Here is a 25,879-nt window from a genome sequence, read left to right as displayed (position 1 = left end):
GGTTCTCTGTGTCTCCGTAGATTACAAAATTTTTACTGTCTCTTCTGATGAGTTCATTGGCTATCTTAGCCTGATTATATAGTTTTTGGAATTTTGTATCTTTTTGGTTGTATGTTCGTGGCTTTTCTGTGAAGTCCTGAAGGTATTCTGTTGTTGGTGCTACTGTTTTTGTTGTTTCCATTCCGGAGCCCTCGCCTGATGTGCGGGCTAGGTGTCCGGAAGTGGCCGTGTTTTGAATCATTTGACTTGCGCGCCGTTTCTCTTCTTCGAAGTTCCATCTTGTGCTGTTGCTGTGGTCTTCCCATCCGAATCTGAGTGGGTGCCAGTACCGGTTGAATTCGTCGTGATCAGGATTCAGGTAGTTTGATTCCTCGACTAGTGGGTGGAATTGTTCGTGGACGTTTGCTGGTGATGCTGTTACTGGGTTGGCGACTGTTTCCATGATGCGGAGTTCGTCGCTGCCATCCGCGTTCTTTCCGTAGATGAGACCGTTGCCGTGTTCGTCGAGGTCGAAGTCCCAGGCGTGGGCTTCTAATTCTGTATTGGTTTTTTTGTTCTATTACTTGTTCGAGGACTGGTGCGTCGATGAAGTCAACTGCGGAGGTTGGTTCTCTGCCGAGTATGTCTGATTGCCAGTTGAAGTAGTATGGATGTACTTGGTCGAGTGCTTCTCCTACTGTTTGTGCGTCTGCGAATTTTTGGTAGTCGAAGTGTCCTGCGTCTCTCTGGCTGAAGTTTCCGTTTGGATACCATGTTGTTCCTGAATTCGCGTTCTTTATTGCCTGTATGTCAGGGTTTCCGGTGTCGGTGCCGATGCTTTGGATGAATTCTCGGGATGCTTCTGGACTACCAGTTTTTAGGCTTTCGTAGTCGTTGTCGTGTCTCCATTCCTGGGCGACCAAATCTACGGCGAGTTTGTCGAATCCTAAGGCTTCGTGGCTGCTGTAAGTATCGAATACTGGGTCTTGTTCGGTGAATTCTCCGCGGTCTTCCGGGTAGTTTTCCTCATCACTGTTATTCTCGATAGTGTTGCGTAGTTCTTCGTTTCTCTCCGGTACTACATCGACTTTGTAGTTGCCAGGTGTCGGCTTAGAAGCCGTTGTAGTATCCGTGGCCTGTGTTTCTCCTTTGGAGGCTGTTACTGTGAATTCTTGTTCTCCAGGAGTCATCTGCCCTGGCTGGATGGTAACAGAGTTCTCGTTCCACTGCTGGGAGTCCGTCCTAGTTCGACTTTTCCACTACTGACCGTTACCTGGCTAGGGTTTCCTGTGGATTGTACCTTGAACTCGGCCTGGAAGTCTTCAATACTCTGATCTTCCCAGATGCTAGGCAGTTGCTGTGGCTGGGCCTCGGTAGAGATGCTTACGGAGATATTAGGGTTGCTGGAGGAGCTATTGGGCCTGTTTGTGGTTTGGTCGTCAGTAGAGCTCTCGCTTCCCGTTATCTGGTTGCAGCCTGCTAGCCCAGCCGCTAATGCTGTCCCAACTCCAGTGAGTAGTTTACGGCGGTGAAGGGTGTTGGAGGCCTCAGTCATTTGTCACCGGTATGTTGTCTAAACTGTTTTAACCGTTGGCTTGGTGAAGCCGTATTTCTCGTGTTTTGCCTTTTTCTCCGCCGTAGTGGTAGGCTGAGATCGGGTTGAGTTATTCAAGTTGTTTCAGGTAGTCGCTGATTCGACGGCCTAACAACGGTTTATTTCCACGCTCTCCGGCGATTATCTCGTATCGGTTGTAGATGCTGCCGGTGTTGACGACCGGCTCGGATTCTTGGGAGAGCTCGGTGATAGCTTGATAGAGGATTTTGTGGTGTTGAGATCAGGGCGATAACTGATTTTCGACGTAGAGACTGTAGGACATCCACAATACCGGCAGCCATCCGGCATGGTAGTATACGCTGTGAAGAGTTCCTCCGAAAACTGGCCAACTATCTCGACCCCGGTGAAGAACTCGACATCCAGACCGCGGGGTACACGAAATGCCGGTTCCCGGTACTGGCAAAGCGATACGTGGTTCGTGACGGTGAGGTCCTCCACGCGGACCTCAGCACCCTCAATCCGATAGAGGAGTAGCTGAAAACAGATTTCACTACGGAATGTGGAAATCGGGACCTGTTGAAGCATTTTTAAGATAGGACAGCCGGGACAGGTGAGCTATACCAGAGACCTATACGCTTTGCCGACAGTCCGTATGTATGCACGTCAACGGTGTCCATCACCTCGTTCTGCTTGTTGACGACGTTCCAGGCGGTGAATCGTACTACAAAGAACTGTTCGATCTTGAGACACTATTCCGCGAGGCAGCGCTCGAAGGTGAATCTGGAACCGTTCCAGACGACCTCTCTTGGGACGAAGCTCTTAGAGAGGGAGTCACACCATCTATGTCGTTCCTTGGGCGCGATGAGTTTTATCTAGCAGTCGCGGGTGCATCAGGTCAACAGGGAACTGGCCGACTCGACCACATCGCGCTGGCCGTTGATGAGGAAGCATTTGACGCGATTACTGAACGTGCTAACGCCCTCGGGTGCAACGTAGAGGAGAATGCTCCTCACCATCGGAGCTTTCTTGACAAGTACGACGTGGAGTGGGAACTGAACGCAAAACCCCGACCACCTGGACAGGCATTCGACGAATTGGACCTATAGTGGCGCTGGCCTACGCTTACTGACCCAAACAGACCCCAGGCGTCTGATTCTCACTACTGTGTACGCAGCACGGCCTCAACAAACCACCAGCAACAGAGGTCTTCAACGGAGCCAGACATCCTGTTTTTCGAGGGCTGAATGACTGAGCCCTCAGGGCTTCGTGATTCAATGTCTGAGCAATCATCGAACGATCCGTTTGAGGGTGTGAGCTGAGTCCCGACGCGATCCTCGGCACTCACACCTTCGAAGACGTACTGTTCACAGACCAGACAGACACACCCGTGAATGTGTTGAGCGGTGAGACTCCAGCACATTCGCAAGCAAGCGTCGACGAAGCTCGAGCCTTCGCCGCCGGAATCGACAGTGACACGCCGCACATCGCGCTCCCGGCATCAGTCGAAGCGCAAATCGAAACAGCAAGCAAACCGTACACGGCTGCTGCCTTCTTCCACTTCAAGGCGACCGGGGTCGCTCAAGCGACATCGTGCGTACCACGCCGCCTACAACTCGGATACGTTCTCAGTTGAGTTCGAGGCCGACTACGAGAGCGGAAACCAGACGATCACCGTCGAAGAGGAGGACTACCAGTCGAAGATCGAGAACATCTAGCCAGCGCCGTCAGCACTATTTTTTGAGCGCCGGCGATGGGCGCCGGCGCAGGGGGTCGGACAGACTCCGACTCATGAGTTGGTGAGGTGACGACGAATGCACCAGGTAATCTACGCACTCGTGACTGCATCGACAACAGACGAAGCCCTCTCGCGGGCCGCCGATGTGTTCGATCAACTGGTGGGTGCTGCCCCGCACGCCGAGGCGGTGTTCGACTACTATGTGACGTTCGATGACGATTCAACGACCGTCGCCGGCAGCGCCCGCTGGGGTGACCTCCCGGTTGCAGTCCCTGTTGCCTCGGAGGACGGCCAAGAACTGCTTGAGCGCGGGTGGCAGGCGACCACTCGTGAGTTCGAGCGGAATCTCGAACGCGTTCGAGAGGGTGTTGACGACCTTGACGCCGCAGCGATCATGCGCGATGAGAACCTCGTCAGGCATGCGTGCCACAATCTCGGGGCGTACCGCGGACCGGCGGTGTACCTCTACGACGAGTTCGCTGATGGGGTTCGGCATCGAGAGCGACTTGAGCAACTCGTCGAGTCGAACGACCATCTGTGGATTGTTCCTGCTGATGTTCATTACTAAGTTGACGCTGTGCCCAATGACGCCCCTGAGAGAGACGCTTCCTGATCGTGGTCTCGGTGTTCGACTCGTCGTTGACGACGCAACTGCCAAGTATCGAGTTGAGTACACGCCGTTGTCTGGCGGTTCGGTGACCGACAAGTGGACTGTGTTCGGTGGGTCCGTCGGCTACGATGCGTCGGTGTTTGCGACTGACGCTGCTGCACGTGCATTTGTCGAGCGCGTCCGAACGGTCTCACACGACGACGTCCTCGCGGGGTTAGCAGCAGACACAGACTGAGCGACCGAGTAGGAAGGGGGTGCGCTTGGTGTTGTTTTTGCGCCGCCCGAAGGGGCGGAGGCGCAGTAACAGATGCCGATTCCAACATTCGCAGTTGAGTTGTCCCGTGTTCACCACCAGTCGCTCGCGATGCTCGCCAGGCAGGTGAGTATTCGATGAGTCTCAAGCGCGTGTTCCGTCACGACGAGGCGCTGTTCGAGTTTCTGTGGTGTCCGGTGTGTGGCACCGAGGCGTTTACACACATCCCCTTCGAGGGGGTGTTCTGCACAGAGTGCAATACCAGCGTGACGTGCCGTGAGTCGCCCGAGTCACGTGGCTACGATGAGGCGGTCATCATCACATTCGACGCGACGACGACGTGGAATCTCCACGTTGACGAGAAACTTCGCCGGCCGCTTCCCGACGACGAAGCACAAGTTAAGATTCTCAGTGCACCGGGTGACTACCACGTCGATTGGTGGGCACCAACCACGACCGAAGACTGGACGCCAGTCGAGCCCAACGAGTTCGCTGACGAGTCCGAGCCCGAGGCGGTCTCGCACCTCGCATAGCGTCGATCGAGAGACTCCTCGGTACCCGCGCGACATCGAGATTTTTTGTGCCCGTGATGGGTGCGGGCTGAAGACACAGTCCGTGTGACGTGATTTCCATGAGTCACCAACAGACAGAGTCAGACACCTCGATCGACGAGATTCCAGTTGATATCGAACTCGCACATAGTACTGACCTCTCCCGAGTCGACGTTCCCGATAAAATCGAGTCGATAACGTGGGACCTCCTAGGCGAGCAACCGCCGACGAACCCGCTCATCGTGCTCAAAGCCGCTCGCTGGTGGTACATCCACGGCGCAGGTGAGTCCGATCCCGTGTACTGCTGGGCGATTGAGTGGGTTCGCCACCTCACGACCGGCGAGGCGACTGCGAGCGGCCTGTTCGGCGAGTGTCGACAGTACCTTCGTAGCCTCGAGCGCGAGGACACCAATCAGTAGGTCGTCCCGCCTGTTTTTTCTGCGCCCCAGAGGGGTGCGGCGCGTCCTGGAGGGACGCGTCAGAACTGAAAGCAATGGCAACAACGAGTTCCCCGTCGGTGTCGTTCGACGAGACCGACACCCGACACGATGAGATGCATCGCACAATCGAGCAGTGGCTTGCAGACCTCGCTGCCGACGTCGACGACTGCTGTGGCGAGCTCGTGGAGACATCGGAGAACGAGTTACGAGCGAAGTAACTGTAGTAGTCGTTTACCGTCACTCATGGTCCCCTCGTATCGCCCCCGGGAGTACGTTCTCGGGACGATGGTCCGGTACGCCCTGACACTCTCGCTTAGGAGGAGATTGACGACGACCACGAGCCACAACCCGTCACACCGGTCACCACTAGTCCGCCGAGGACGAGGATCGCGCTCATGGTCACCAGCGGTCCACCGAGAATGCCTATTGCCGTGACGGCTTTCGAGTCGATGTCTGTCGACTCAACCGTCCCGTACGTAAAGACGCTTCCGAGGCCATTCATACCCAACGTAACCGTCAGTCGCCCCAGACTTATCGTCCGTCCGTCGTGACTGCCGACGGTGAGGTGGGCACGGCCGCCCGCGAGTAGAACCGGGAGCGCGTGTCCCAATTCGTGACAGAGCAACAGACACGTAATACCGACCGGAAAACTGGATAGCACAGCCACGTCCGCGAGCGACACACTCATGTCATTAGAATTAATTATATACGTATTTAATTTTTTGGCCTCGGTCTTGTAGCGTAGATTGTTGGTGGTTTAGTGTGCGGTTTCGAGGTTTTTTAGTGCTTCTGCTCTCGATTTTAGGAAGACTTTCTGGCGGAGTTGCAACGCTCTGAGATACGGTGTGAGTCTGTGTTTGGAACCCCTAATACGCGACGAGAGCCACCATCGCGCCATATCCTCCCCGGAAGACCAAAGAGGTCGTAAAACTCGATCGACTGGGCCATACTCCAGAAGCTCTGGGTTGGGGGCAGCTGTATTCGTACGTACTGCTACAATTGCGGCCCGTCTCTCGGAGCTGAGTTACGTTGACCGCGGTTGGAACAAATTGTCTCTCTTTCAGCGTCGTTCAGACTGGCTCAAACTCTAGAGACAGAGCGTCAGTCGATGTTTGCTGCTCAGAACTAATTGGTATCTGTCAGACCCTCCCTGCTGATTACAGAGCGCGAATCGATCATGTATCCGAAGCCAATTCATCCCGAACCGTGGCGACAACCTCTTGTTAAGTCCTCTCGTCAACCCGTGCCACTCCATCCTAGGTCAAGAGCATCGTCTCCATATCGAGGGAGGAGATGATCCGGTCCATCTTCGATGCGCGCATTTGGATAGTGGGTATCGACCTTTGCCTAAGTCTCCTGTTCGATGCTCGGCCTGAACTCTGGCGTCTCATCGACGACTTCGAATGGCTCCGCGTTCGCCCAGTCTGCTTCCTGTTCATTCGCTCAGTCACCGTCCGTAACTTCATTACCGGTAACGTGCTTACTTACTCATTGCTGCAATCCTGAACACGCGGCTCTGTTGAAATCTACTTTGCCTACATTAGTTGTTGGATCCATCTCCAGATTTCAGCTGGTCACGGAAAAGTAACTCTCGGCATTCCGAAGTCATGATATGTATGTACATTCATCCATCATTATATGGCCCCCAACAATTACCGTACATCAATCACTGCAAGATTGACTGGTGCCCTCCAATGGGGAATTCTCGGTGAGATTTTTGCTAATGTAATATTTGGCACCCTCACCAGCTACCAACCCCTCTCGCAAAGTGGTGTTGCGTCGATCCTTCGGATTCTTTGGGTTGGGACACCCGTTATTGGACTTATTGGTGGATTTCTCTGGGTTTCAACACAGACATCGTCTAAGCAACAGGAACGGCAAGATCATAAAAGAAGAGTCGAGTTTATCTTTGCCTTAGTCGTGTGGGGCCTGTCTCTCACACTCTTTGCACCGATCGTACTGTCAGATATTGGTCTGTACCCACTCCCAGATTACTACATCACGCGTGCTATGTCAGTTACAGCTATTATTGGTTATCTTGGTGGAGTTGTCTTCGCCTATCTCTTGGCATATGTCTTTGAGATTGAACTCTATCATTCAGTTGCGGCTTTACTTCGCTCTTCGGGAGGAGGTTCTCACACGGAGTGAGTCACCTTCCCGTTCAGAGAGCCGAATCAAGATTGTGAACGAGACACTTCATGGCTATCTCGCGGAATTGTTTCCACCAATGTCGTGAACGAACAAAGTTGCCGTATTTACGCTTTAGATTAGAGTTTACTGTCTCACTCTGGCGCCGTTGTCCGTAGATATCAGCATCCAAGCGAGCGTTCCACGCTTTGTGAAGTGAGGAGAACTTTCGGTGTTTGATAAGCGGACGAACGCCCTCGTCACGAGCCAACGCGCGAATCTTCTGGTCATCGTATCCCTTGTCATCGAGGAGAATCGCCACTTCACCGGTATCTCGCTTGATGAGCGACGGCGCGATCTGTGAGTCGTGTTTTCGTGTCGTTGTCACGTGTGAATCGATGATAGCATTCGCCCTCGTATCAACGAGAAGTGTAACTTTCAACTGCTGAATCGTTAGCTTTGTTCGCTTCGTATAGGGTTTTGAGGCGTGGCTCCGGTCAAATCCGGATGCGTCGATGCCGACGACACCGTTGGTTGTGAGAACGTGACTGAGAGATTGAGAAGAACCCGCCAAACAGCCATGTCAAGGCGATTGAACGCTTTACACAATGTCGAAGGTGTGGGGAGTTCCTCAAGGTCGATGGCGCTCCGAATCCGAGGCATCTCGATAAGTTCGTCAAGAAGCGTCCGGTACGTCGTGTTCTTCTGCACCTTGAGACAGAGGAGGACAATGTGCTGGTGAAGTGTGTACCGTTGTTTCGAGAATTTCGAGGAGTAACGAGCAACCGTACGACGAGCCAAGTGAAATGCCTGCTCAACAAATCGGAGCAACCGCGACTTTGGGAGGGCCTGCATTCGGTCACACTACTGGTCGAACCTGTAACTCTCTGAGGATTTCAACAGAGCCGAAGACGCTCACTCGGCGTCTTCTTCCGACACCACAACTCTCCAGCCGTGGCTCTCCTCAACGACCAACCCATCATCGCGCTCTCGCTCATCAAGCATCGCGAGTTTTCGTCACTTCACATGGCGTAGAACGCTCGACTAGACGCCGATGTCTACGGTCAGCGTAGTCAGAACGAGACGGTGAACTCCCGGGTTAAACGGAAGTACGGCGCATTCGTCCGCTCACGGCGGTGGTGGAAGCAGTTCCGTGAACTCGCTATTAGCTGTCTTACTCACAACATCGACAAGGCACTCTGAACGTTAGATATAGGCTCCGTAGTGAGCTATCAATCTCTAATGATGTCTTCGGAGCAAGGAGAATTACCATACGTTCAGTTCATATGTGAGTGTATATCCAACAAACAAAGAGGCGAGAATACCCAGAACGACAATTAGCTGACCGCTCCGGTACGAGACGGAGTTTGCGACAGCTCCCATCGGCATCATTATAACCAGAAGGGTGACCAGAGAGGTGAAACCCCACTTCAATTTCCGCAGGTACATGGTCCTGATCTAACATCTTCTATTGGGTCAACAATAAGCTACCGTTCGCTCAATTCGCAACTCTCATTGACCGGCTGTTTCAGGTGAGAATATGTTTGAAGAATAGGATTTCAACAGAGCCTCTCTTCGATGTTGATAAGCTCGATGCGACCGGTGCAGTCGGAGTCATTCGACTCGCCTGTATCGTCGGTGAACGCTCGGGGCGTGCTGGCGATCAGTATGCCGTTATCGATGACGCATCCACGCCGGTACAGAACACGTCGACTTACCGGACATCGAACTCGTACGTAACTGGGCACGCGAGCGACTTGACGCGTTATATACAGACCAAGGCCGACGCCTTGGAGAATCCCGGTGGGACTTTATGGGTCCTTCTTTGAACAGTTTACTCTCGAAACCAACGCGGACGTAGATCAGTAACACAGCTGTATTGAAGAGTTCGTTGTCTAATCCGCAGACGAATCTCAGCACGAGGAGTTTTCAGATAGGCGGGCAGCCGATGTCTACTTTTCCCGTGTTACCGTTACGGCTCGCACCGCTCGACGCCCTCCGCTTGCTCACGGTTCGCGCTGCTCACCGTTCGCATCGAGACACCCCCTGCGGTCGCGTCTCGCTTCGCTCGCGACCGACCATTCCGGGCTGTCGCGGTCTCGTTCCTCCGTCACTCGACCGCGTTCCGGGCTAAAGTGAATCTGGTCTCGACGCTAGCACTAATAATCAATAGTGCGACTACTCCAACTTGGAATCTTGGAGTGAATACTCCATTGTGTGGATATTCAAAAATGATATCGAGAGTGTGACTCTAGACAGTCACCTAGTGATAGATCTCGAATTTAAGAATACCTGGCTCTGTTGAAACCCACTTCGCGTCTGTCGAGTTGCTGAAAGGCCGTTTCTAACCGAATCGACGAAATCCGGTTGGAGGAATAGCTCATCTAATATCGACGTTGAAGAATTTCAACGGAGTCGAATGCCTATTTAGTGGTCTCATCTACGAGTATTTATCCACCGAGACTCGCCAAGGTCTTTGAATGTTGTATATTGTACAAACCATATGAAATAGTTGCGGGCGACACCGTGGCTACCAACCCACGAATTATGGAAGCGGTCGGCTCGCATCTTGAGGGTGTGAAACCACTTTCGATGAGATTTCGCTCGATGTAGTCAAGTCAACCGATCACCCTAATTGAGAGAGAACAGCAGATATCCGTAGCCATCAACGAGAATCACCGCGTCTGAGAGATCGTGTTTCTCCGAGAGTCGATGGAGAAGCGCAGCAGCCGGATCAGTACCATGTCGTCCAAACAACCCGACGTCAAGAATCAGCTTTGTCTCGATGTCTATTGCAGCGCACAACCAAGACCATTCGTCATTGATTTTGACAGCGGTTTCGTCGACCGCAACCCGCTTCGGCGCTGCCTCAGGATGGATTCGTGAACTTCAGACCTACTGACCCCGTCGAAGTACCAATCTGTGACAGTTTTTAGAGGCCGTGCTGAACTTACAAGTCGGTCGTCATAGCCAGCGTCTCCGCACTAAGTGTAGGGGGTTTCAGTTCCTCGAATCGGGTATCAACGATAGAATATCTCTTGGCCAAACCACAACACCGACGCCTATCACTAAGATAGCAATCCCAAGTTGCTGAACCACTGCCCGTGGCGTATTAAAGCAGACGCGCCCGAGCGCCAGTAGTAGAGTGCGGGGCGGATTCCACGTTCGAAAAAGGTGCGTCGCTGCAACGACGAGACGCCGAACCGCGAGCCATGCCCAGCGACTGTCGTTGCAACGGGGTCAGAAGCTGCGTGCTGGCTTAGCATCGTTGCGGTGTTGTCTTGCCGATCACCACGGGCGACCGTCCCAGAGGGGTTGGACGCCGCCGATGAAGTTGAAGTTCCATCGCTGCTGGTCCCCGCCGTTCCACGGCCACTGGACCACGTCGTCTCCGTCAGCGGTCCCGGCGTTGTACACCTCGGCTACATCACCAGTCGCGACGTTTTCGATACGGTAGGTCCCATCACCGTTGTCGATGATGTTCCACTTCTGGGCGGCACCGGTGAACCACGGCCACTGCTGGAGACTCGCGCCGTCCGTGGTCGTCCCGTCCGGCACGTTGAGTGCGCGGTTGCTGTTCTCGTTGACGATGCGGTACTCGCCGCCACCGATGTACTCGACCCACCATCGCTGGCAGGTGCAGTCGTTCGCGGTCCACTGCCGAACGTTCGCCCCGTCGCTCGTGCTGGCATCTGCGACCTCCATCACTTTCCCGCTGTTGACGTTCTGGATCTCGTAGATGCCGTCGGCGAGGATGCCGCTGTCGTTGGTGTTCGGTTCGACCGACTGGAGACTGGGGGTCTTATCGCCGGCGATGACCGGCCAATCGTCGTCTGTCCACTCGACGCGGTCGATGAAGAACTGCCGGGCCGGAACGCCGTCTACGTACTCCGGACCAGTACGGTCGTAGGCGTGATACACGAACCAGTCCTGCCCGTTGTCGTCCGTGGTGATGTCTCCGTGGGCGGGCGCGACGAACCGACCGTTCGAGGTGAGCTGCGCGATGCCGGCGTTGTCGCTGTTGTAGCTCATCATGTCCGTACCGGATACGTCGGTGTACGGCCCGAAGAAGTTCGTCGAGCGCCCGACTTCTACCTCGTAGGTGCTGCTGTAGCCGTTACAGCAGGTCCCGGTTGCGACAAACAGGTACCAGTAGCCGTTGCGGTAGAAGACCGTCGTCCCCTCGTAGGCGTCACCGGCGACCTGTTGGAGCGTCCCCGTCTTCCAGTCCTGGAGGTCCGAGGTGAGTTCCACCAGATAGATTCCCTGGAAACTCCCCCAGAACAGATACGGCGTGCCGTTGTAGTCGACGAAGTACCCGTCGATGGACCCACCGCCGGCGTGGTCGTTGTCGCCGATAATCTGGCCGTAGTCAGTGAAGGGGCCGTCCGGCGTGTCGGACTTCGCGAGGCCGATACCGAACTCACCGCTCTCCCACGGGCGGGGCGAAAGCGAGTAGAACATCACCCACTCTCCGTCGTAGTAGTGGATGTCCGGTGCCCAGATGGAGCCGTACGTCCAGCCCGGACGGGAGTCGAAGGCTTCCCCGACGTAGGTCCACTCGTGGAGGTTGTCAGAGCGCAGAATCGGGACGAGCAACTCGTCGGAGTCGCTGTTCCGATTCATGTTCGTTCCGTAGGCCCACCAGGTTCCGTCTCCCGCCCGATGAATCGTGGGGTCGGGGAAGTGAGGGCCGTACAGCGCGTTGTGGTAGTGTGTCGAATCGTCCGTCGTCGCGGAGACTGACCCGCTCCCCGCAACTGCAAGAGTCGAGCCGAGAGCGCCGATACCGATGCTTTTCAAGACGTTCCGCCTGTTCACGCCACTGTCATCTTCTGGCATGCAACTGCCAAAGTATAGGCACACATACATAATGCTTTTTGCTGTTATTGTCTGGCTCATTTCTTCTGGCTTCGGTTCTCGTTTTCTCAGCCGTAACGACAGGGGAACCGTTGCAAACCCGGCACTGAGAGCCGAATCGGATTCTGGAGTCGGCCCGAACGTCGCAGAGCAAACAGTCTCGTCGGTATCCCCGACTGTTCAACTCGATACCGTTTGCTGCTTCTCTCAACTGCAGTTCGGTCTGCTGTTCAGCCTGCCGTTCGGTCTTCTCACCGCGGCGCTGACCGAGCCGTCACAAATGTTACCAACAAGCATTATATACCCGCCATCTGTATGCTAGAAGACATGACTAAACGTCATGGCAGCAACAATATCGATAGACGGACAGTACTCAAATCGCTCGGGGCGGGTGCGGTGGCGACCGTCGGCGGCCTCGGACTGAGCGGGACCGTCAGTGCGGACGAGAGTTCCACGCACTACCACAACCCGGTCGGGCCGATCGGTTTCGGCGACGTGTCGATCATCGAGGACAACGGGACCTACTACGCCTACGGAACGGAGACGCCCCAAGACATCATCCCCATCGCGGAGTCGACGGACATGTACAACTGGTCGTACATCGCGCCGGCGCTCACGGAGACGCCGGGCTGGCACCCCACGGAGTCGGACCCGGGCTGCTGGGCACCGGATATCCGATACCACGACGGCCAGTACCACCTCTACTACTCGCTGTCGGTCTGGGGGAGCGACAACGCCGGAATCGGCCTGGCCACCTCGGATACACCCGACGGTCCCTTCACCGACCAGGGACCGGTCATCGAGAGTGGCGACCTCGACTTGACGAACTGCATCGACGCGGACACGGTAATCGTCGACGGGCAACCCTGGCTAGTTTGGGGCAGTTACGAAGGCATCTACGCCGTCCAGATGAACGGCGCGATGGACGATATCGTCCCCGGCACCGAGTTCCAGATGGCGGGTCAGATGATCGAGGGGCCGGTGATGTTCCAAGACAACGGGTACTGGTACCTCTTTTACTCCTCGGGGCAGTGCTGTGAGGGGTACGACAGCACCTACCGCCTCGAATGCGGCCGCGCGACGTCGTTCACGGGACCGTACTACAACCAGAACGGAACGGACCTGCGGGACCTCACGGAGACCCACCAGGGCGTCCCGATTCTGGAGGGCAACAGCGAGTTCACCGGGCCGGGCCACAACGACGTCTTCCGGGGCCCCGACGGCGACTGGTGGTGTTTCTACCACGTGGAGGCGACCGCCGACGACGAAACGCGCTACATGATGCAAGACCGCATCGAGTGGGACAACAACGACTGGCCGGTCATCGCCTGCAACGGCGTGCCGAGCAGCGAGGCCCCCGTGCCCGGCGAGCCCTCGGGCTGTGAAAGCGGTCCCATTTCGGACGGCACCTACGCGATCACGAACGTCAACAGCGGCAAACTGCTCGAAGTAGCCAACGCCGGAACGGCCGACGGCGACAACGTGCGCCAGTACGCCGACACCGGGAGCGCGTGTCAAGACTGGGACGTCACGGCGAACGGCGACGGCACCTACGCGATCACGAACGTCAACAGCGGCCTCTGGCTGGAGGTCGCGAGCGCCGGCACGGCAGAGGGTGACAACATTCAGCAGTACAGCAACACCACCCACCCGACTCAGGCCTGGACTATCGAAGACGCGGGCGGCGGTGAGTACCGCCTCGTCAACGCGAACAGCGGGCTGCTCGCCGAGGTGGCGAACGCGGGCACCGCCGACGGCGACAACGTCCAGCAGTGGAGCGACAACGGCGGTTCACACCAGCGGTGGACGTTCACCTCGGTCTGACGAGCGAGCGACCGGCCTACAGCACGGCGTCGCCGCCGGCGACGTACAGCAGGTGGCTGGTGACGAACGACGCGCCGACGCCGTGCATCTCCGGAGTCCACAGCGGCTCACTGCCGAGCGACGGAGGAAAAAGACACCCAGAGATTACGCGGTTGTGGTCTCGGTGCGTGCATCACTTCCGTTTGACGCTCGGTTTCGACGGCCGAAATTCACGCGAGCGGAACGATAGTCGAGAAGACGAGCACCGAAGCGATTCCCGTGACCGAGATAATCGTCGTCAGCGCCGTCCACGTTTTCAACGTCTCCATCTGCGTCAGACCGCCGATCTCCTTCATCAGCCAGAAACCGGAGTCGTTGTACCACGAACAGATGATGCCGCCCGAGCCGATTGCCATAACGAGGTATGCGGTGTGTACGTTGAGCTGGCTCGTCAGCGGTGCCATGATACCCGCGGTCGTCAGCATCGCGGCCGTTGCCGACCCCTGTGCGATGCGGACGATAGCGGCGATAAGCCACGCGGTCACCAGCAGTCCGATGCCAATCCCACGGAGGCTATCGGCGATGTACGGACCGATTCCCGACGCAGCGAGCAGCGCACCGAACGCGCCACCCATCGCGGTGATTGCAGCGATGTTCCCACCGCTCTTGAGTGCCTCAGTAAGCTCGTCTTCCCACAGCGAACGCGAGAGGTCAGACCAGCGAAGGTACGTGAGCGCCGCTGTAAGCCCAGCAAGCGTCATGGCGACGTTCTTGTCTCCGACGAATGCAATTCCTGGTCTGACGACCGCGAGAGACGGATAGAGCGGTTCGAGCGTGTTGAGAATTGTGAGCGAGCTCACTAACGCGACCGCGAGGATTATCGGGAGCGCGGCCTCGAACGTTCCCGGAAGCGAGCTACTGCTCTGCTGTGCCCGTTCTTCGAGTTCTTCGGTCGTCGTCCCCATCGAGTCTCGCAGCGGAATCTCCATCCGAGAGTTGGCCCAATGGCCGAAGACGAGACCGGACATCGTCGCCGAGGGAATCGCGACGGCCACACCGACAGCCATCGTCATGGTGAGGTCGGCGTGCACTTGACTAGCGACTGCCAGCGGTCCCGGAGTCGGTGGAATGAACACGTGCGCCGCAGAGCCGCCGGCGCCCACGGCGATGAGGTACAACGCGTAGTTCTTTCCGCGGCGTGCACGCATCGAGCGTGCGAGCGGAGCCAAAAGGAACAGGACGCTGTCGAAGAACACCGGAATCGAGAGGACCGTGCTGCTCCCCCACAGCGCAAATTCCGAGTTCTCCCTCCCGACGAGCGATTGGAACGTCCGCACGATACGTTGAGCGGACCCACTTTCGAGCATCGACTTGCCGATGATTGCCGCCATGAGGATCGGAATGCCGATACCTTCCATCCCGTTTCCGAACGCCGCTGCCGTTCTCGTCGCCGCATCGACGAGCGCGAAGTCCGAGACGAACACCGAGTTGACGATGCCGACGGAGAACGCGGCGAGTCCTAACCCCACGAACGCGGGGAGGTCCCACACGACGAGGAACAGTACAACTAGTATGAGCCCGACTACGAACGTAAGTAGCGGACTATGGACGAGCTCCACCGTCATGATCCGTCTTCCGATCAATCATGTTAGTTAATAATTGTTACTATGTGTCACTGCTTGATTATGTGTACTGTTCGGGGAAATATACCGTTCCCTGAGGCAATCTGCGAAGTCGCTGCCCGTGGTTTCTTCAAAGAAGACCCACGTGTAGGAGGTATGGAACGAGTCCTAGCCGTCGTAGACCCATCGGAGACCTCGAAGAAGGTCGTCCGCGAGGCCGGTTCGGTGGCCGAACAGATGGATGCCGAAATGGTCCTCATCCACGTGACGACGGAAGACGAGTACAAAGCTCGACGCGGGACGATGGAGACGCTCCTGAGCGCTTCGAGGAGTTACACACACGACGACGCGCGAGAGGGGGCGACGAAGTTCGCTCACGACCTCGGACGCGAAGTACTCGCTGATTTCGAGGTGGAGTACCGGGCGGTCGGGTCCCTCGGCGACAAGGCCACCGAAGTACTCGATACGGCAGTCGAAAACGAGTGCGACCATATTTTCCTCTCCGGACGTCAACGGTCGCCGGCGGGTAAGGCTATCTTCGGTGACACCACGCAGCGAGTCATCCTTGAGTTCGACGGATTCGTCACCGTCACTACTCGGTGAACCTCGTCTCCCGGAGTCGTCAGTAAGTATCGCTTGCCCGGCGAGAGAACTCAACCACGGACTGTTCGGTTGGTGAAGTACACGTGAGCACACGGGTCACTGTCGATTCTGTTCTCCTTCGAGACCACCTCTAGCCGACTCACGCGAAATTGAAAGCGACCCCTCGACTAGCGGCATCGGTTGCCAACACCTCGTTTGCTATCTGAGAATTTTCATCGGCCGTACACAGATAATCCTTACATAATTATGTGTGTGATTTACTGGACTGATTTCATCCGAATATCGATATTTTGGGCGCTGATGAGAGCGCTGCGTCGAGAGTTCCAATACGCGCAGAAGACAGAATATATCGGGTTCTCCGACCGCACCTATCGGCACGCTCCCCACGAACGGCGAGCTCGCTTGGTGATTCATCTCAGAGATAGTGGAGTCGCGAATAAGGCGCTACAGAGACCGGTTTCAGCCACGCGCTAGCTCGTGGCCTCGGACGAAGGGTCACGGGTGGGAGCAGAGCCCCGCTCTGTGGGGTGCCGTACTCGTATCGAACCGCAGATAGTCGTTCTGAGAGGAAGAACAGTCGAGATACCGCAAGTCGGCGTGTTGTGACCCCCCAGAACGCGTACACCCACCGAGAAACTGACCGACAGGCGTCTTTCGAGCCCACAAACTCGCTCTGCGAGTTTGGGACGTCCCCAGAAATCTTTGATTTCTGGTGGGCAAACGAGACGCTGCACGTCTCGTCGCGTCGCCGTCCGCTCACGCTCCCAAGTCTCTTCTAAATCCGCTGCAAAGCACTCGCTGAGTCGGTCTGTGAGCGTTGTCCCAAGCAAACTCAACGACCTGCTCGCTTCTCAAACTGACTTAACTAGACAGTGATATATTTCGGACATGTCCGCGAATTTCGGTGCGCTAGTGAGAATCGCACTGATCGAGTGCAGATAATGGTACGCAGCGGCCGGGTTGACGGCAAACTCGTCCGAACGAGCCGGCACCAGGAATCACGCAACGACCCGTGAACGTCTCGTGCCATGTTATCCGGCCAGTTCAGGACGTGTCGCGAGATAAATAGCGGTCAGAAGATTACACCAGTACTAATGTAATCTGTGTCTCGGCTACTGCGGGTGGCCGCGCGACTATCCACCGCGGCAGTAACTCGTCACGCGACTTCGGCTCGAGAGCGCTCATCGGAAGGTGTCGAGAGTGGATAGCGACCTCGTGTTTCGTGATATGAAACGGTCGCGGTTGGCAGACGGGGTGATCCACAAAAGCCCCGAACCGGTCTCCAGTTAGATGCTCGTCTGAGGACGAACACAACCGCGCCCAAGCGTGGTTTGAACTGGTGTCTCAGAACACGATGCGTCATATTTCGTGATGCGAAACAGTAAAGTCCCCACGAAACTGACGCTAGCATATGCCACACAAAGCCAAGAATCCCATCAACTCCGATTTGACATTGCTCGAAATCCTCAACGGACTGGACGAGCTGGGCGGAGGGCGCATCCAAGACATCGCCGACGAGACGGGAATCACGAAAAGCACGGTCCACAATCACCTCAGTACGCTCCGTCAGCAGGGATTCATCGTTAAAGACGGAGACCGGTACTACCTGGGGCTACGGTTCCTCAAACTGGGGGAGGTCGCACGAAACCGCGGGCCGCTGTTCTCGTTCGGTCGCCCGGAAGCGGACAAAGTCGCCAACGAAACAGGAGAGCTGACCAACTTATCGACCGTAGAACACGCCCGTGGCGTCTATCTCTACCGAACTCAGAGCGAGCAAGAAGTGCGGTTTTCGACAGCCGCCGGCGAGTACCACGACCTCCACTGCTCCGCGACCGGAAAGGCGATACTCGCCTTTTCGCCGGAGTCGGTGTTAGACGAATTCGAGGACGTCCACGGCCTGACGAGATACACCCAAAACACCATCACGGACCGCGCGGAACTCGAAGAAAGCCTCGAAACAGTTCGCGAACGCCAACTCGCGTTGGACCTTGAGGAGTACGAGAAGGGGCTTCGGTGCGTCGCCTCTCCGATTCTCGACAAGGACGACCGCGCGCTCGGCGCAATCAGCGTCTCTGGGCCGGCGATGAAATTCAACGGGGACTACCGCAAAACGCTCGCGGAGGCCGTCAAGAGTGCGGCGAACGTTATCAGCCTCAATATCACGCGGACCGAGGGAACGTACTAACCGCTCGGAACTGAATCTGTTTCGTGTGACAAAACATCCCCGGTCATCTCTGGCACTCTGTCTGAGGAGAACATTTATAACGATTGTATCCAACATTGGAATCGTATGGCTGACCAAAGCAAGCGACTCGCCGAACGTAGTGAGCAAGCCAGGTCAAACCCCCTCGCAGACCAGCTCAAGGAAGTGCCGGTCATCGACATGGACGTTCACACGTCCTTCAGAAACGAGGAAATCCAACGAGACCTACTGAAACACCTCGACGACCCGTACAAGCGGGAAATCGAGTACTACCTGCAACCGGGCACGTCCTCGTACGACGGGATGTACCCGACGGACAACTACAACCGCGACCTGAGCGGGAAACTCCCGACGGAACTGATGCAGGTCACGGAGCCGAAAGAGGACATCGACGACGTGCTGTCGAGGGAGTTCCACGTCGACTACCCCATCGTCAACATGCTGCCGGAGCTCAACATGGTCCGGCAGACCGACAAGGCAGTAGCGCTCAACGAGGCAGCCAACAAAGTGCTCGTCGAGCGCTTCCTCGACGGACACGACAACTTCCATGGCCTGGCGTCGGTCGTCCCACACGACCCGTCGGCCGCCGCGGAGGAAATCGACCGATTCGCCAAGGAAGACCAGATCTGCGGCGTGTTCCTGAACTCGACCGGGACGAAGACGCCACTCGGCGACGAGAAGTACGACCCCATCTACCGCGCGGCGGAGGATAACGACCTCCCGGTCGTCTTCCACGGGGCGGCGGCTCCGGGGCTCGCCCTCGACTTCCCCACGCTCCAGCACGAACTACAGACGTACATGGCGAACCACGCGCTCGCACACGTCTACTCTCAGTTCCTGACGCTGACGAGCCTCTTCGAGAACGGGACACCGGCGAAGTTCCCCGACGTCGACTTCGTGTTCCAGGAGGCGGGTATCGCGTGGCTCTCGCTCATCTTCCGTCTGAACCGGGAGTACAAGCAGCGCCGGAGCGAGGTCCCGCTGCTGGAGAAGACGCCGGAAGAGTACGTCCGTGACCAGTTCTACTTCGCCACGCAGCCGCTCGACGAGCCGAACGACCCCGTCATGATGAAACAGCTCGTCGAGATGTGGGGCGGCGACGTGCTCATGTTCGCGACGGACCACCCCCACTTCGACATCGACAACACGGAAGCGCTGCTGAAATACCTCGGTAACTTCTCCGAGGAGGACCGTAACAAGGTGTTGTACGGAAACTCGGCAGAAGTCTTCGACATCGACGTCTCATGAGCCAGAATGCACAGAATCTGCCGCTCGACGACGACGAGCACGTCGTCGCGCGGTCCGATGAACTCACCGACGGTGAGCGCGTCATCGCGCTCCTGAATGGAAAAGAAATCGGCGTCTTCAACATCGACGACGAGCTGTACGCCTACCCGAACTGGTGTGCTCACCAGGGCGGCCCCCTCTGTGAGGGGATGGTGAGCGGAACCGTCGAAGCGGAACACGACCGGGACACGCTCACGACCGAGCTCGAGTGGTGCCGAGAAGGAGAGATTCTCAGCTGTCCGTGGCACGGCTGGGAGTTCGACGCTACGACCGGCGACTGCCTCGTCGACGACGGCTGTAAACTCCGGTCCATTCCCGTTCGTAACGAGTCCGGCTACGTCGTCGTCACGCTGTAATCGCTATCCGAACACCACACACACCAACCACACCACACCAACCCAAACCGATGAGCAATCAATCCACTACAGAAAGAAGACGAGAAGTCGACAAGGAACTGCTCGCCAAGTACGAAGACCTGTACACGCCGGCGGTGGCGGACGTGATGCACGAGTACGGGTACGAAGAGCAGACGCTCGACCCCGAACTCACGCCGCTCGACGACGGCATGACCGTGGTCGGGAGCGCGTTCCCCATCGTCGGGCGACCGAACCGAAGCGTCAACGCCGACGAGGTTCTCAAGCGCTTCCTCGAAATGCACGAGGACGTCCCCAAAGACGGCGTCATGATCTACGACACCAACGACACGAACTCGGCCCACCTCGGCGAGCTCGAAGTGACCTCGCTCCAACCGTCGGGCGTGGCCGGTGCCGTCATCGACGGCGGTGTCCGCGACACGAGCGTCATTCGAGATCGCGGCTTCCCCGTGTTCAATCGGTACACCACTCCCGTAGACTGTATCTTCCGCTGGGAGCTGCTTGACTGGGGCACCGACGCGGTCGTCGGCGGGGTTGAAGTCTCACCCGGCGACATCGTCGTCGGCGACGGAGACGGCGTCGTCGTCGTTCCGCAAGAAATCGCCGAGGACGTCGCCGAGGACGCACACGAGATGGCGTCGTCCGAGGACGCCGTCCGCGCCGCTCTCGAAGAAGGCGTTGAGGCGTTCGACGCCTACGAGGAACACGAGACGTTCTAGGCGTTTTTGAGACGACAGCGGAGCGTCCCATAACAACCTGCGAAGGACGACGGCGCGACCCCGAATGGGTGAGCACGGAGCAGCACGCTACTCAGTCGCTCGGAGAGACGGGATTGCGGTCGTGAGCGAACCCGCTCCCGCGAGACCGGCTCCCGAGGTCGTCCGGCGCTGCTCCGATCCGCTGGACGGGGAGCGAGAGCGGATATTCATGTTGCTTAGCTGCTATTTCTGGATGCGCGTGCGTACATCATCTAAGACGCGCAGGATTCGCCCAGTTCGGGCGGCAAAAACTGTCTGAGGATAAATTATAAATATCTCCGACCCAGTTCATCAGGATGAATCATGCACAACAGTAGGAGAGCGTTCCTTCAGTCAGCGGGAGCAATCGGTATCGCAAGCATGGCGGGCTGTTCCAGTATCGTAGACGGCGGCGGTAGCGGCGACAGTATCACTATCGGTTCGAAGCAGTTCGCGGAACAGGAGATTCTCGGGCACATGGCGATTGCCGCCCTCCGGGAAAACACCGACCTGACGGTCAACGACGAGACGGGACTCGGCGGGACCTCCCAGTGTTTCAACGCGCTCAAGAACGACGAAATCGACTGCTACTGGACGTACACCGGGACGCTCTGGCACCAGATTCTCGGGAAGTCGAACGTCATCCCCGACGGGGAGCAGATATACAGCGAGTCGAAGAGCGCCGCCGAAGAAGAGTGGGGACTGACGCTGACGGAACCCACGGGGGCTGACGCGTCGTGGACCATCGTCGCCCGCCCCGATTGGGCGAGCGAACACGGTATCGAAACGATCAGTGATTTCGCCTCGCACGTCAACAACGGGAACACGGACATGACGTTCGTGTCCTACACGGAATACGCGGAACGAGAGGACGGCCTCCCTGCCCTCATCGACGACTACGGCATTGAGCAGTCCGCGTGGGACGAGGTGAAACTGCGGAAGGTCGGATACGGCGGTCTGAACTACCAGATTCTCAACGACGGCCAGGCCGTCGCGACCTCGGGCTGGCAGACGCAGCCGCAGATATACAAGTACGACCTGCGCATCCTCGACGACGACAAGGGTCACTTCTCGAAGTACTGGATCGTTCCGATGATCCAGCAGGCTGCCGTCGAGGAGAACCCTGTCGTCAAGGAGACGCTCGACGAGGTGGCACCGAGCGTCACCACCGAGAAGATGCAGCAGATGGCGCTTGAGGCCAGCGAGGAAGACAAGGACCCGGCGAGCATCGCTCGCGACCACCTGAGCTCCGAAGGACTCATCTGAGATGTCATCGACGACATCCCTCGAAGCGGCTCTCACCGTCCTCACGTCGGTGACGTTGAACTCCACGCTCGGAGCGTACCAGTCGTTCGTCTCCCGGTACGCCGGCGACCTGCTCGTGTTGACGCTGGAGCACATTGATATCATCGCTATCTCGATGCTGCTCGCGATACCCATCGGTATCTCGCTCGGCGTCCTGATAACGTTCAACGACACCGCGGCCACGGTTGTTCTCTGGCTGGCTGGCGTCGCCATGACCGTCCCGAGCATCGCGCTGTTCGGACTGCTCATCCCCGTCTTTGGAATCGGGGAACCGCCGGTCATCGTCTCGCTGGTGTTATACTCGCAGCTCCCGCTCGTCAGGAACACCTACGTCGGGCTCAACGGTGTCGACGACGCGGTCATCCAGTCCGGTCGGGGGCTGGGTATGACCCGTATCGAGCGCCTGCGACAGATTCAGGTTCCGATGGCGCTCCCGGTCATCATGACCGGACTGCGAAACGCCGTCGTCATCATCATCGGCGTCGCCGCCATCGGGGCGTTCGTCGGAGCCGGCGGGTTGGGGGATTTCATCTTCCAAGGCATCCGCGAGCGCAACATCCCGATGATCGTCGTCACGACCGTCGTGTTGGTGGTGCTGACGCTGGCGTTCGATTACTGCTTCGCGGTCAGCGAGCAGCTGTTCAGACTTCGTAACGGAGAGCAGATAGACCAAGCACGACCGACCCGCGCGATTTGGAGGATACTCTCATGAGTCAACACGCAATCGAGTTCGAAAACGTTCGGAAAGAGTACGGGCAGACAGTGGCGCTCGACGGTGTGAGTTTCAGCGTCGAAGCGGGGACGACGACCGTCCTCGTCGGGCCGTCGGGCTGCGGCAAGACGACCACGATGAAGCTCGTCAACCGCCTCGAAGACCCGACCGACGGAGCGGTCCGGTTCGAGGGTGAAGACGTACAGAACGTCGAGAAGACGAGCCTTCGGCGAAGCATCGGTTACGTCATCCAGGACATCGGCCTGTTCGACCACATGACCGTCGCGGAGAACGTGGGAACGGTCCCGCGGCTGAAAGGCTGGGACGAAGACCGCATCGAGAGCCGGGTCGACGAGCTCCTGTCGCTCATGGACCTCCCGCCGGACCAGTACCGGGAGAACTACCCACGGGAACTGTCCGGCGGTCAGCGACAGCGTGTCGGCGTCGCCCGCGCCCTCGCGGCCGACCCGGACCTGATGTTGATGGACGAGCCGTTCGGGGCGCTCGACCCAATCACCCGCGACAACCTCCAAGACGAGTTCCTCGAGATTCAAGAGCAGATCAACACCACGATTCTGTTCGTCACCCACGACATCGACGAGGCGCTGAAGATGGGTGACAAAATCGCGATTTACGACGTGGGCGAAGTCGTCCAATACGACACGCCCGAGAACATCCTCGAGAACCCGGCGAACGAGTTCGTCGAGGACTTCATCGGGTCGAACCGTGGCCTGAAGAAACTGCAGGTGCTGCCGGTCGAAGACATCATGGACACGGACGACTCGCTCGTAGGGAAGTCCGTCTCCGAACTGGCTCGGGAGCGCCCGGAGTGCGAAGCCGCCGCGGCGGACGGCGCGGGAACGCCGCCGTACGTCACCGCCGGGCAAAGCGCCGAGACGGCGCTCTCGGTGCTGCTCGAATCCGACTGCGACGACCTCCCGGTCGTCCGAGACGACAGCGTCGTCGGGACGGTGACCCTCGAACACCTCCGCCACAGTAACGGACCAACGCGGGAGGAACTCACGCATGAGTAACCTGCTCGTCGAGGCGACGAACTACCTGCTCAACAACTTCGACACGTTCGTCGACCTGCTGCGCGAGCATCTCATCTTGGTGCTCGTCGCGCAGGTCGGTGCGATAGTCGTCGCGGTGACGGCAGGTATCCTCGCGACGCGAAACGAGCGAGCGAAGACATGGGTCCTCTCGTCGGGGAACATCTCCCAGACGGTCCCGCCGCTGGCCGTCATTGCGCTCGTCTTCCCGTTCGTCGGCATCGGCTTCAACTCGGCGTTGCTCGCGATGTGGGTGTACGCGCTGTTGCCCATCATCACGAACACCATCGCCGGCATCGAGGATGTCGACGAGGGAACCATCCGAGCGGCGGAAGGGATGGGTATGACCGACCGCGAAATCCTCCGTCAGATCCAACTCCCGTTGGCCGTCCCAGTCATCTTCGCCGGCATCAGGACCAGCACCGTGATGAACGTCGGAACGGCGTACCTCGCCATCTTCATCGGTGCCGGGGGACTCGGTGACTGGGTCGTCACCGGCATCCAACTGTTCAACACGCCCCAGATTCTCGCCGGCGCGATTCCCGGCGCGGTGTTGGCAATTTCGCTCGACACAATTCTCGGTGTTGCCGAGCGGAACCTCGACACACAGACCACGCAAAGCGGCGGTCCAGCCGCGGAAGCCTGAACCGACACCAGTCAAACGAGTCTCCGATACGGTTGCCCCTCGTACCCTCTTGTCACCGCATCGTTGGCAGCGACACGACACAGCCGACGAACCGTTTCGAATCAGCGTCGTCCGAGCCACACCAGCGGTATCGCTGCAAGCCCGAAGCCGACGAGCAGGCTCGCGAACGCCGACGTGTAGCCCAGTCGCGTGGCGGCGGTCCCGATGTACGCGGGGCCGAGACTGCCGACGGCGAAGTACACCGTTCTGAGGACGCCGAGGTCGCCGCCGATCGTCTCCGTCGCCAGCACGTCGCTGAGATAGACGTACATGACCGGCCAGATGGCGGTGATGGCGACGGCGTAAGCGACGAGTCCGAGCCCGACGCCGACGGGGGTGTCGACGAGTACGAGCGTCGAGAGCCCGACGACACCGAATCCCATCGCGGCGACGCCCATCCCGGTGGGAGACCACGCGTCGCTGAGCGCGCCGGCGACGGGCGTCACCACCATGCCGACGACGAACATGCTCGCGAAGGCGACCGTCGCCTCGAACGACGAGAAGGACTTCACCGCCTGCAGATACGCCGGGAGGAAACTCGCGCTGCCCTGCCAGAGGAACATCGAGATGGACATGACGACGAGGACGGCGTACGTCTCGCGCTCCCGAAAGAGCCGAGAGCACACCGCTTTGGGGTCGAGCGCCACGCGCGAGACGGCGAACTCGCCGCGGTTGAGTCTGTGCGTGCCAGCGCCGACGAGCGCCAGCAATACGACCACCGGAACGAACGCGTCTCGCCACGAGAACGTCCCGACGATGGCGACCGCGAGCACCGCCGACAGCGCGCTTCCGAGGTTGACGGCCGCGTCTCGGATACCGAAAGCTCGCCCGCGGTTCTCCTCGAAGTGAGTCTGTAGCAGGACGAATCCGGCGGGTTCGAACAGCCCGTAGCCCGCGCCGATGAGGCCGAGCCCCGCGACGAACACCAGGAACGTCGTCGCCGCCGCCAAGACGAGGAATCCGAGAATCATTACGCCCTGACTGCCGAGCAACACGACGCCGGCAGAGAGGCGGTCGGAGTACCGACCGCCGGGGAACTGCGCGACGGCGTTGCACGCCCACATGAACGAGATGGACACGCCGGCCTCGGCCGCGCTGACCCCGAAGTAGTCGATTATCTCCGGGAGCATCGGTGCGACGACGAGCAGACCGGAGAGCGATACGACGATACCGAGCGCGTGGAGGTTCAGTTGTCTGCCGTTGTAACCGCGAAACGTCTCTAGGCATTGGTGTGGGAGTGTCATGGTGTCTGGGTGAGTCGTCGGGTGAATCTCGGTCGTCGGGGCGGGAAGCTAACTGCTCGCACGGTCGGGGAGGCGACCCGCGCCGCGGTAGGAACTCCACCCGGAGCGTGACGAGACGAGCGACCGTCTCGGGCGCTGCTTG

General features: G+C 58.1%; 22 protein-coding genes and 8 pseudogenes. 21 read left to right on the top strand and 9 right to left on the bottom strand.

Annotation, left to right across the window (positions count from 1 at the left end; all coding sequences use genetic code 11):
* From ACSR87_RS16995 to ACSR87_RS16985, 3 genes and pseudogenes are all read right to left on the bottom strand, one after another.
* Window positions 1-241, bottom strand: a 241-nt coding sequence (locus tag ACSR87_RS16995) for a hypothetical protein (protein WP_498531387.1), incomplete at its 3' end; no start/stop codon positions are given.
* Window positions 242-347: 106 nt separating this feature from the next.
* A complete protein-coding gene (locus ACSR87_RS16990) occupies window positions 348-1,169 on the bottom strand; it encodes a hypothetical protein (RefSeq protein ID WP_498531386.1) in 822 nt (273 codons plus the stop codon).
* Between the two features lie 474 nt (window positions 1,170-1,643).
* Window positions 1,644-1,802, bottom strand: a pseudogene (locus ACSR87_RS16985) (Cdc6/Cdc18 family protein); the annotation flags it as partial.
* A gap of 86 nt (window positions 1,803-1,888) precedes the next feature.
* On the opposite strand from ACSR87_RS16985, the pseudogene ACSR87_RS16980 reads away from it, so the two are divergent.
* From ACSR87_RS16980 to ACSR87_RS16945, 8 genes and pseudogenes are all read left to right on the top strand, one after another.
* Window positions 1,889-2,068, top strand: a pseudogene (locus ACSR87_RS16980) (hypothetical protein); the annotation flags it as partial.
* A gap of 122 nt (window positions 2,069-2,190) precedes the next feature.
* The gene (locus ACSR87_RS16975) at window positions 2,191-2,640 is read left to right on the top strand and encodes a VOC family protein (protein WP_498531385.1); all 450 of its coding nucleotides are present in this window, start codon (window positions 2,191-2,193) and stop codon (window positions 2,638-2,640) included.
* 168 nt (window positions 2,641-2,808) lie between these two features.
* Window positions 2,809-3,249: pseudogene (locus ACSR87_RS16970) on the top strand (DUF8025 family protein).
* Between the two features lie 96 nt (window positions 3,250-3,345).
* Window positions 3,346-3,837 (top strand): DUF7995 family protein, encoded by a 492-nt coding sequence (locus ACSR87_RS16965; RefSeq protein WP_498531384.1) that lies wholly within the window; start codon window positions 3,346-3,348, stop codon window positions 3,835-3,837.
* Between the two features lie 16 nt (window positions 3,838-3,853).
* The gene (locus ACSR87_RS16960; RefSeq protein ID WP_498531383.1) at window positions 3,854-4,114 is read left to right on the top strand and encodes a hypothetical protein; all 261 of its coding nucleotides are present in this window, start codon (window positions 3,854-3,856) and stop codon (window positions 4,112-4,114) included.
* A 155-nt stretch (window positions 4,115-4,269) separates the two neighbouring features.
* A complete protein-coding gene (locus ACSR87_RS16955; protein WP_498531382.1) occupies window positions 4,270-4,665 on the top strand; it encodes a DUF7567 family protein in 396 nt (131 codons plus the stop codon).
* Between the two features lie 98 nt (window positions 4,666-4,763).
* A complete protein-coding gene (locus tag ACSR87_RS16950; protein ID WP_498531381.1) occupies window positions 4,764-5,102 on the top strand; it encodes a DUF8013 domain-containing protein in 339 nt (112 codons plus the stop codon).
* A 74-nt stretch (window positions 5,103-5,176) separates the two neighbouring features.
* A pseudogene (locus ACSR87_RS16945) lies at window positions 5,177-5,290 on the top strand (DUF955 domain-containing protein); the annotation flags it as partial.
* Window positions 5,291-5,436: 146 nt separating this feature from the next.
* Here ACSR87_RS16945 and ACSR87_RS16940 read toward each other — a convergent pair.
* Window positions 5,437-5,811: a hypothetical protein gene (locus ACSR87_RS16940; RefSeq protein WP_498531380.1), complete on the bottom strand. Its 375-nt coding sequence runs from the start codon at window positions 5,809-5,811 to the stop codon at window positions 5,437-5,439.
* 950 nt (window positions 5,812-6,761) lie between these two features.
* Here ACSR87_RS16940 and ACSR87_RS16935 point away from each other — a divergent pair.
* The gene (locus tag ACSR87_RS16935; RefSeq protein WP_498531379.1) at window positions 6,762-7,271 is read left to right on the top strand and encodes a hypothetical protein; all 510 of its coding nucleotides are present in this window, start codon (window positions 6,762-6,764) and stop codon (window positions 7,269-7,271) included.
* 13 nt (window positions 7,272-7,284) lie between these two features.
* Here ACSR87_RS16935 and ACSR87_RS16930 read toward each other — a convergent pair.
* Window positions 7,285-8,105 (bottom strand): annotated as a pseudogene (locus ACSR87_RS16930) (IS5 family transposase).
* A gap of 138 nt (window positions 8,106-8,243) precedes the next feature.
* On the opposite strand from ACSR87_RS16930, the pseudogene ACSR87_RS16925 reads away from it, so the two are divergent.
* Both ACSR87_RS16925 and ACSR87_RS16920 read left to right on the top strand, forming a co-directional pair.
* Window positions 8,244-8,453: pseudogene (locus tag ACSR87_RS16925) on the top strand (IS5/IS1182 family transposase); the annotation flags it as partial.
* Window positions 8,454-8,806: 353 nt separating this feature from the next.
* Window positions 8,807-9,119 (top strand): annotated as a pseudogene (locus ACSR87_RS16920) (HD domain-containing protein); the annotation flags it as partial.
* Between the two features lie 567 nt (window positions 9,120-9,686).
* Here the strand turns inward: ACSR87_RS16920 and ACSR87_RS16915 are convergent.
* Both ACSR87_RS16915 and ACSR87_RS16910 read right to left on the bottom strand, forming a co-directional pair.
* Window positions 9,687-10,124: pseudogene (locus tag ACSR87_RS16915) on the bottom strand (DDE-type integrase/transposase/recombinase); the annotation flags it as partial.
* 414 nt (window positions 10,125-10,538) lie between these two features.
* Complete coding sequence (locus tag ACSR87_RS16910) at window positions 10,539-12,092, bottom strand: family 43 glycosylhydrolase (protein WP_498531378.1); 1,554 nt, start codon at window positions 12,090-12,092, stop codon at window positions 10,539-10,541.
* A 414-nt stretch (window positions 12,093-12,506) separates the two neighbouring features.
* Between ACSR87_RS16910 and ACSR87_RS16905 the strand changes: the two genes are divergently transcribed.
* Window positions 12,507-13,934, top strand: coding sequence for a family 43 glycosylhydrolase (locus ACSR87_RS16905; protein ID WP_498531403.1), 1,428 nt, complete (start codon window positions 12,507-12,509; stop codon window positions 13,932-13,934).
* A 209-nt stretch (window positions 13,935-14,143) separates the two neighbouring features.
* Here ACSR87_RS16905 and ACSR87_RS16900 read toward each other — a convergent pair whose 3' ends face one another.
* On the bottom strand, window positions 14,144-15,538 hold the full coding sequence (locus ACSR87_RS16900; RefSeq protein WP_498531377.1) for a GntP family permease: 1,395 nt from the start codon (window positions 15,536-15,538) through the stop codon (window positions 14,144-14,146).
* Window positions 15,539-15,691: 153 nt separating this feature from the next.
* Here ACSR87_RS16900 and ACSR87_RS16895 point away from each other — a divergent pair, with 153 nt between their 5' ends.
* The 9 genes from ACSR87_RS16895 (at window position 15,692) to ACSR87_RS16855 (ending at window position 24,454) form a co-directional block, all read left to right on the top strand.
* Entirely contained in the window at window positions 15,692-16,138 is a 447-nt protein-coding gene (locus tag ACSR87_RS16895; RefSeq protein WP_498531376.1) for a universal stress protein, read from the top strand.
* A 1,411-nt stretch (window positions 16,139-17,549) separates the two neighbouring features.
* Window positions 17,550-18,323: an IclR family transcriptional regulator gene (locus ACSR87_RS16890; RefSeq protein ID WP_498531375.1), complete on the top strand. Its 774-nt coding sequence runs from the start codon at window positions 17,550-17,552 to the stop codon at window positions 18,321-18,323.
* Between the two features lie 105 nt (window positions 18,324-18,428).
* Window positions 18,429-19,589, top strand: coding sequence for an amidohydrolase family protein (locus ACSR87_RS16885; protein ID WP_498531374.1), 1,161 nt, complete (start codon window positions 18,429-18,431; stop codon window positions 19,587-19,589).
* Window positions 19,586-19,984 (top strand): Rieske (2Fe-2S) protein, encoded by a 399-nt coding sequence (locus tag ACSR87_RS16880; RefSeq protein ID WP_498531373.1) that lies wholly within the window; start codon window positions 19,586-19,588, stop codon window positions 19,982-19,984. The genes ACSR87_RS16885 and ACSR87_RS16880 overlap by 4 nt, the downstream gene beginning before the upstream one ends.
* Before the next feature lie 50 nt (window positions 19,985-20,034).
* Window positions 20,035-20,721: an RraA family protein gene (locus ACSR87_RS16875; RefSeq protein WP_498531372.1), complete on the top strand. Its 687-nt coding sequence runs from the start codon at window positions 20,035-20,037 to the stop codon at window positions 20,719-20,721.
* Window positions 20,722-21,063: 342 nt separating this feature from the next.
* The gene (locus ACSR87_RS16870; RefSeq protein ID WP_498531371.1) at window positions 21,064-22,005 is read left to right on the top strand and encodes a glycine betaine ABC transporter substrate-binding protein; all 942 of its coding nucleotides are present in this window, start codon (window positions 21,064-21,066) and stop codon (window positions 22,003-22,005) included.
* Between the two features lies 1 nt (window position 22,006).
* The gene (locus tag ACSR87_RS16865) at window positions 22,007-22,756 is read left to right on the top strand and encodes an ABC transporter permease (protein WP_498531370.1); all 750 of its coding nucleotides are present in this window, start codon (window positions 22,007-22,009) and stop codon (window positions 22,754-22,756) included.
* Window positions 22,753-23,790 carry an ABC transporter ATP-binding protein gene (locus ACSR87_RS16860; protein ID WP_498531369.1) on the top strand — a complete coding sequence of 346 codons (1,038 nt, stop codon included), beginning with the start codon at window positions 22,753-22,755 and terminating at the stop codon, window positions 23,788-23,790. Before ACSR87_RS16865 ends, ACSR87_RS16860 begins: the two co-directional genes overlap by 4 nt.
* Window positions 23,783-24,454 (top strand): ABC transporter permease, encoded by a 672-nt coding sequence (locus ACSR87_RS16855; protein WP_498531368.1) that lies wholly within the window; start codon window positions 23,783-23,785, stop codon window positions 24,452-24,454. The genes ACSR87_RS16860 and ACSR87_RS16855 overlap by 8 nt, the downstream gene beginning before the upstream one ends.
* A gap of 101 nt (window positions 24,455-24,555) precedes the next feature.
* On the opposite strand, the gene ACSR87_RS16850 is transcribed toward ACSR87_RS16855, so the two are convergent.
* Entirely contained in the window at window positions 24,556-25,737 is a 1,182-nt protein-coding gene (locus tag ACSR87_RS16850; protein ID WP_498531367.1) for an MFS transporter, read from the bottom strand.
* Between the last annotated feature and the right edge of the window lie 142 nt (window positions 25,738-25,879).

Source organism: Haloferax sp. SDI50, from assembly GCF_059802635.1.
Note: the sequence above shows the minus strand (reverse complement) of the source record. Positions and strands in the feature narration are given on the sequence as shown.

Coding starts and splice junctions, on each gene's coding strand:
- ACSR87_RS16990 (WP_498531386.1), bottom strand. CDS start 1,169: ATGACTCCTGGAGAACAAGAATTCACAGTAACAGCCTCCAAAGGAGAA.
- ACSR87_RS16975 (WP_498531385.1), top strand. CDS start 2,191: ATGCACGTCAACGGTGTCCATCACCTCGTTCTGCTTGTTGACGACGTT.
- ACSR87_RS16965 (WP_498531384.1), top strand. CDS start 3,346: ATGCACCAGGTAATCTACGCACTCGTGACTGCATCGACAACAGACGAA.
- ACSR87_RS16960 (WP_498531383.1), top strand. CDS start 3,854: ATGACGCCCCTGAGAGAGACGCTTCCTGATCGTGGTCTCGGTGTTCGA.
- ACSR87_RS16955 (WP_498531382.1), top strand. CDS start 4,270: ATGAGTCTCAAGCGCGTGTTCCGTCACGACGAGGCGCTGTTCGAGTTT.
- ACSR87_RS16950 (WP_498531381.1), top strand. CDS start 4,764: ATGAGTCACCAACAGACAGAGTCAGACACCTCGATCGACGAGATTCCA.
- ACSR87_RS16940 (WP_498531380.1), bottom strand. CDS start 5,811: ATGAGTGTGTCGCTCGCGGACGTGGCTGTGCTATCCAGTTTTCCGGTC.
- ACSR87_RS16935 (WP_498531379.1), top strand. CDS start 6,762: ATGGCCCCCAACAATTACCGTACATCAATCACTGCAAGATTGACTGGT.
- ACSR87_RS16910 (WP_498531378.1), bottom strand. CDS start 12,092: ATGCCAGAAGATGACAGTGGCGTGAACAGGCGGAACGTCTTGAAAAGC.
- ACSR87_RS16900 (WP_498531377.1), bottom strand. CDS start 15,538: ATGACGGTGGAGCTCGTCCATAGTCCGCTACTTACGTTCGTAGTCGGG.
- ACSR87_RS16895 (WP_498531376.1), top strand. CDS start 15,692: ATGGAACGAGTCCTAGCCGTCGTAGACCCATCGGAGACCTCGAAGAAG.
- ACSR87_RS16890 (WP_498531375.1), top strand. CDS start 17,550: ATGCCACACAAAGCCAAGAATCCCATCAACTCCGATTTGACATTGCTC.
- ACSR87_RS16885 (WP_498531374.1), top strand. CDS start 18,429: ATGGCTGACCAAAGCAAGCGACTCGCCGAACGTAGTGAGCAAGCCAGG.
- ACSR87_RS16880 (WP_498531373.1), top strand. CDS start 19,586: ATGAGCCAGAATGCACAGAATCTGCCGCTCGACGACGACGAGCACGTC.
- ACSR87_RS16875 (WP_498531372.1), top strand. CDS start 20,035: ATGAGCAATCAATCCACTACAGAAAGAAGACGAGAAGTCGACAAGGAA.
- ACSR87_RS16870 (WP_498531371.1), top strand. CDS start 21,064: ATGCACAACAGTAGGAGAGCGTTCCTTCAGTCAGCGGGAGCAATCGGT.
- ACSR87_RS16865 (WP_498531370.1), top strand. CDS start 22,007: ATGTCATCGACGACATCCCTCGAAGCGGCTCTCACCGTCCTCACGTCG.
- ACSR87_RS16860 (WP_498531369.1), top strand. CDS start 22,753: ATGAGTCAACACGCAATCGAGTTCGAAAACGTTCGGAAAGAGTACGGG.
- ACSR87_RS16855 (WP_498531368.1), top strand. CDS start 23,783: ATGAGTAACCTGCTCGTCGAGGCGACGAACTACCTGCTCAACAACTTC.
- ACSR87_RS16850 (WP_498531367.1), bottom strand. CDS start 25,737: ATGACACTCCCACACCAATGCCTAGAGACGTTTCGCGGTTACAACGGC.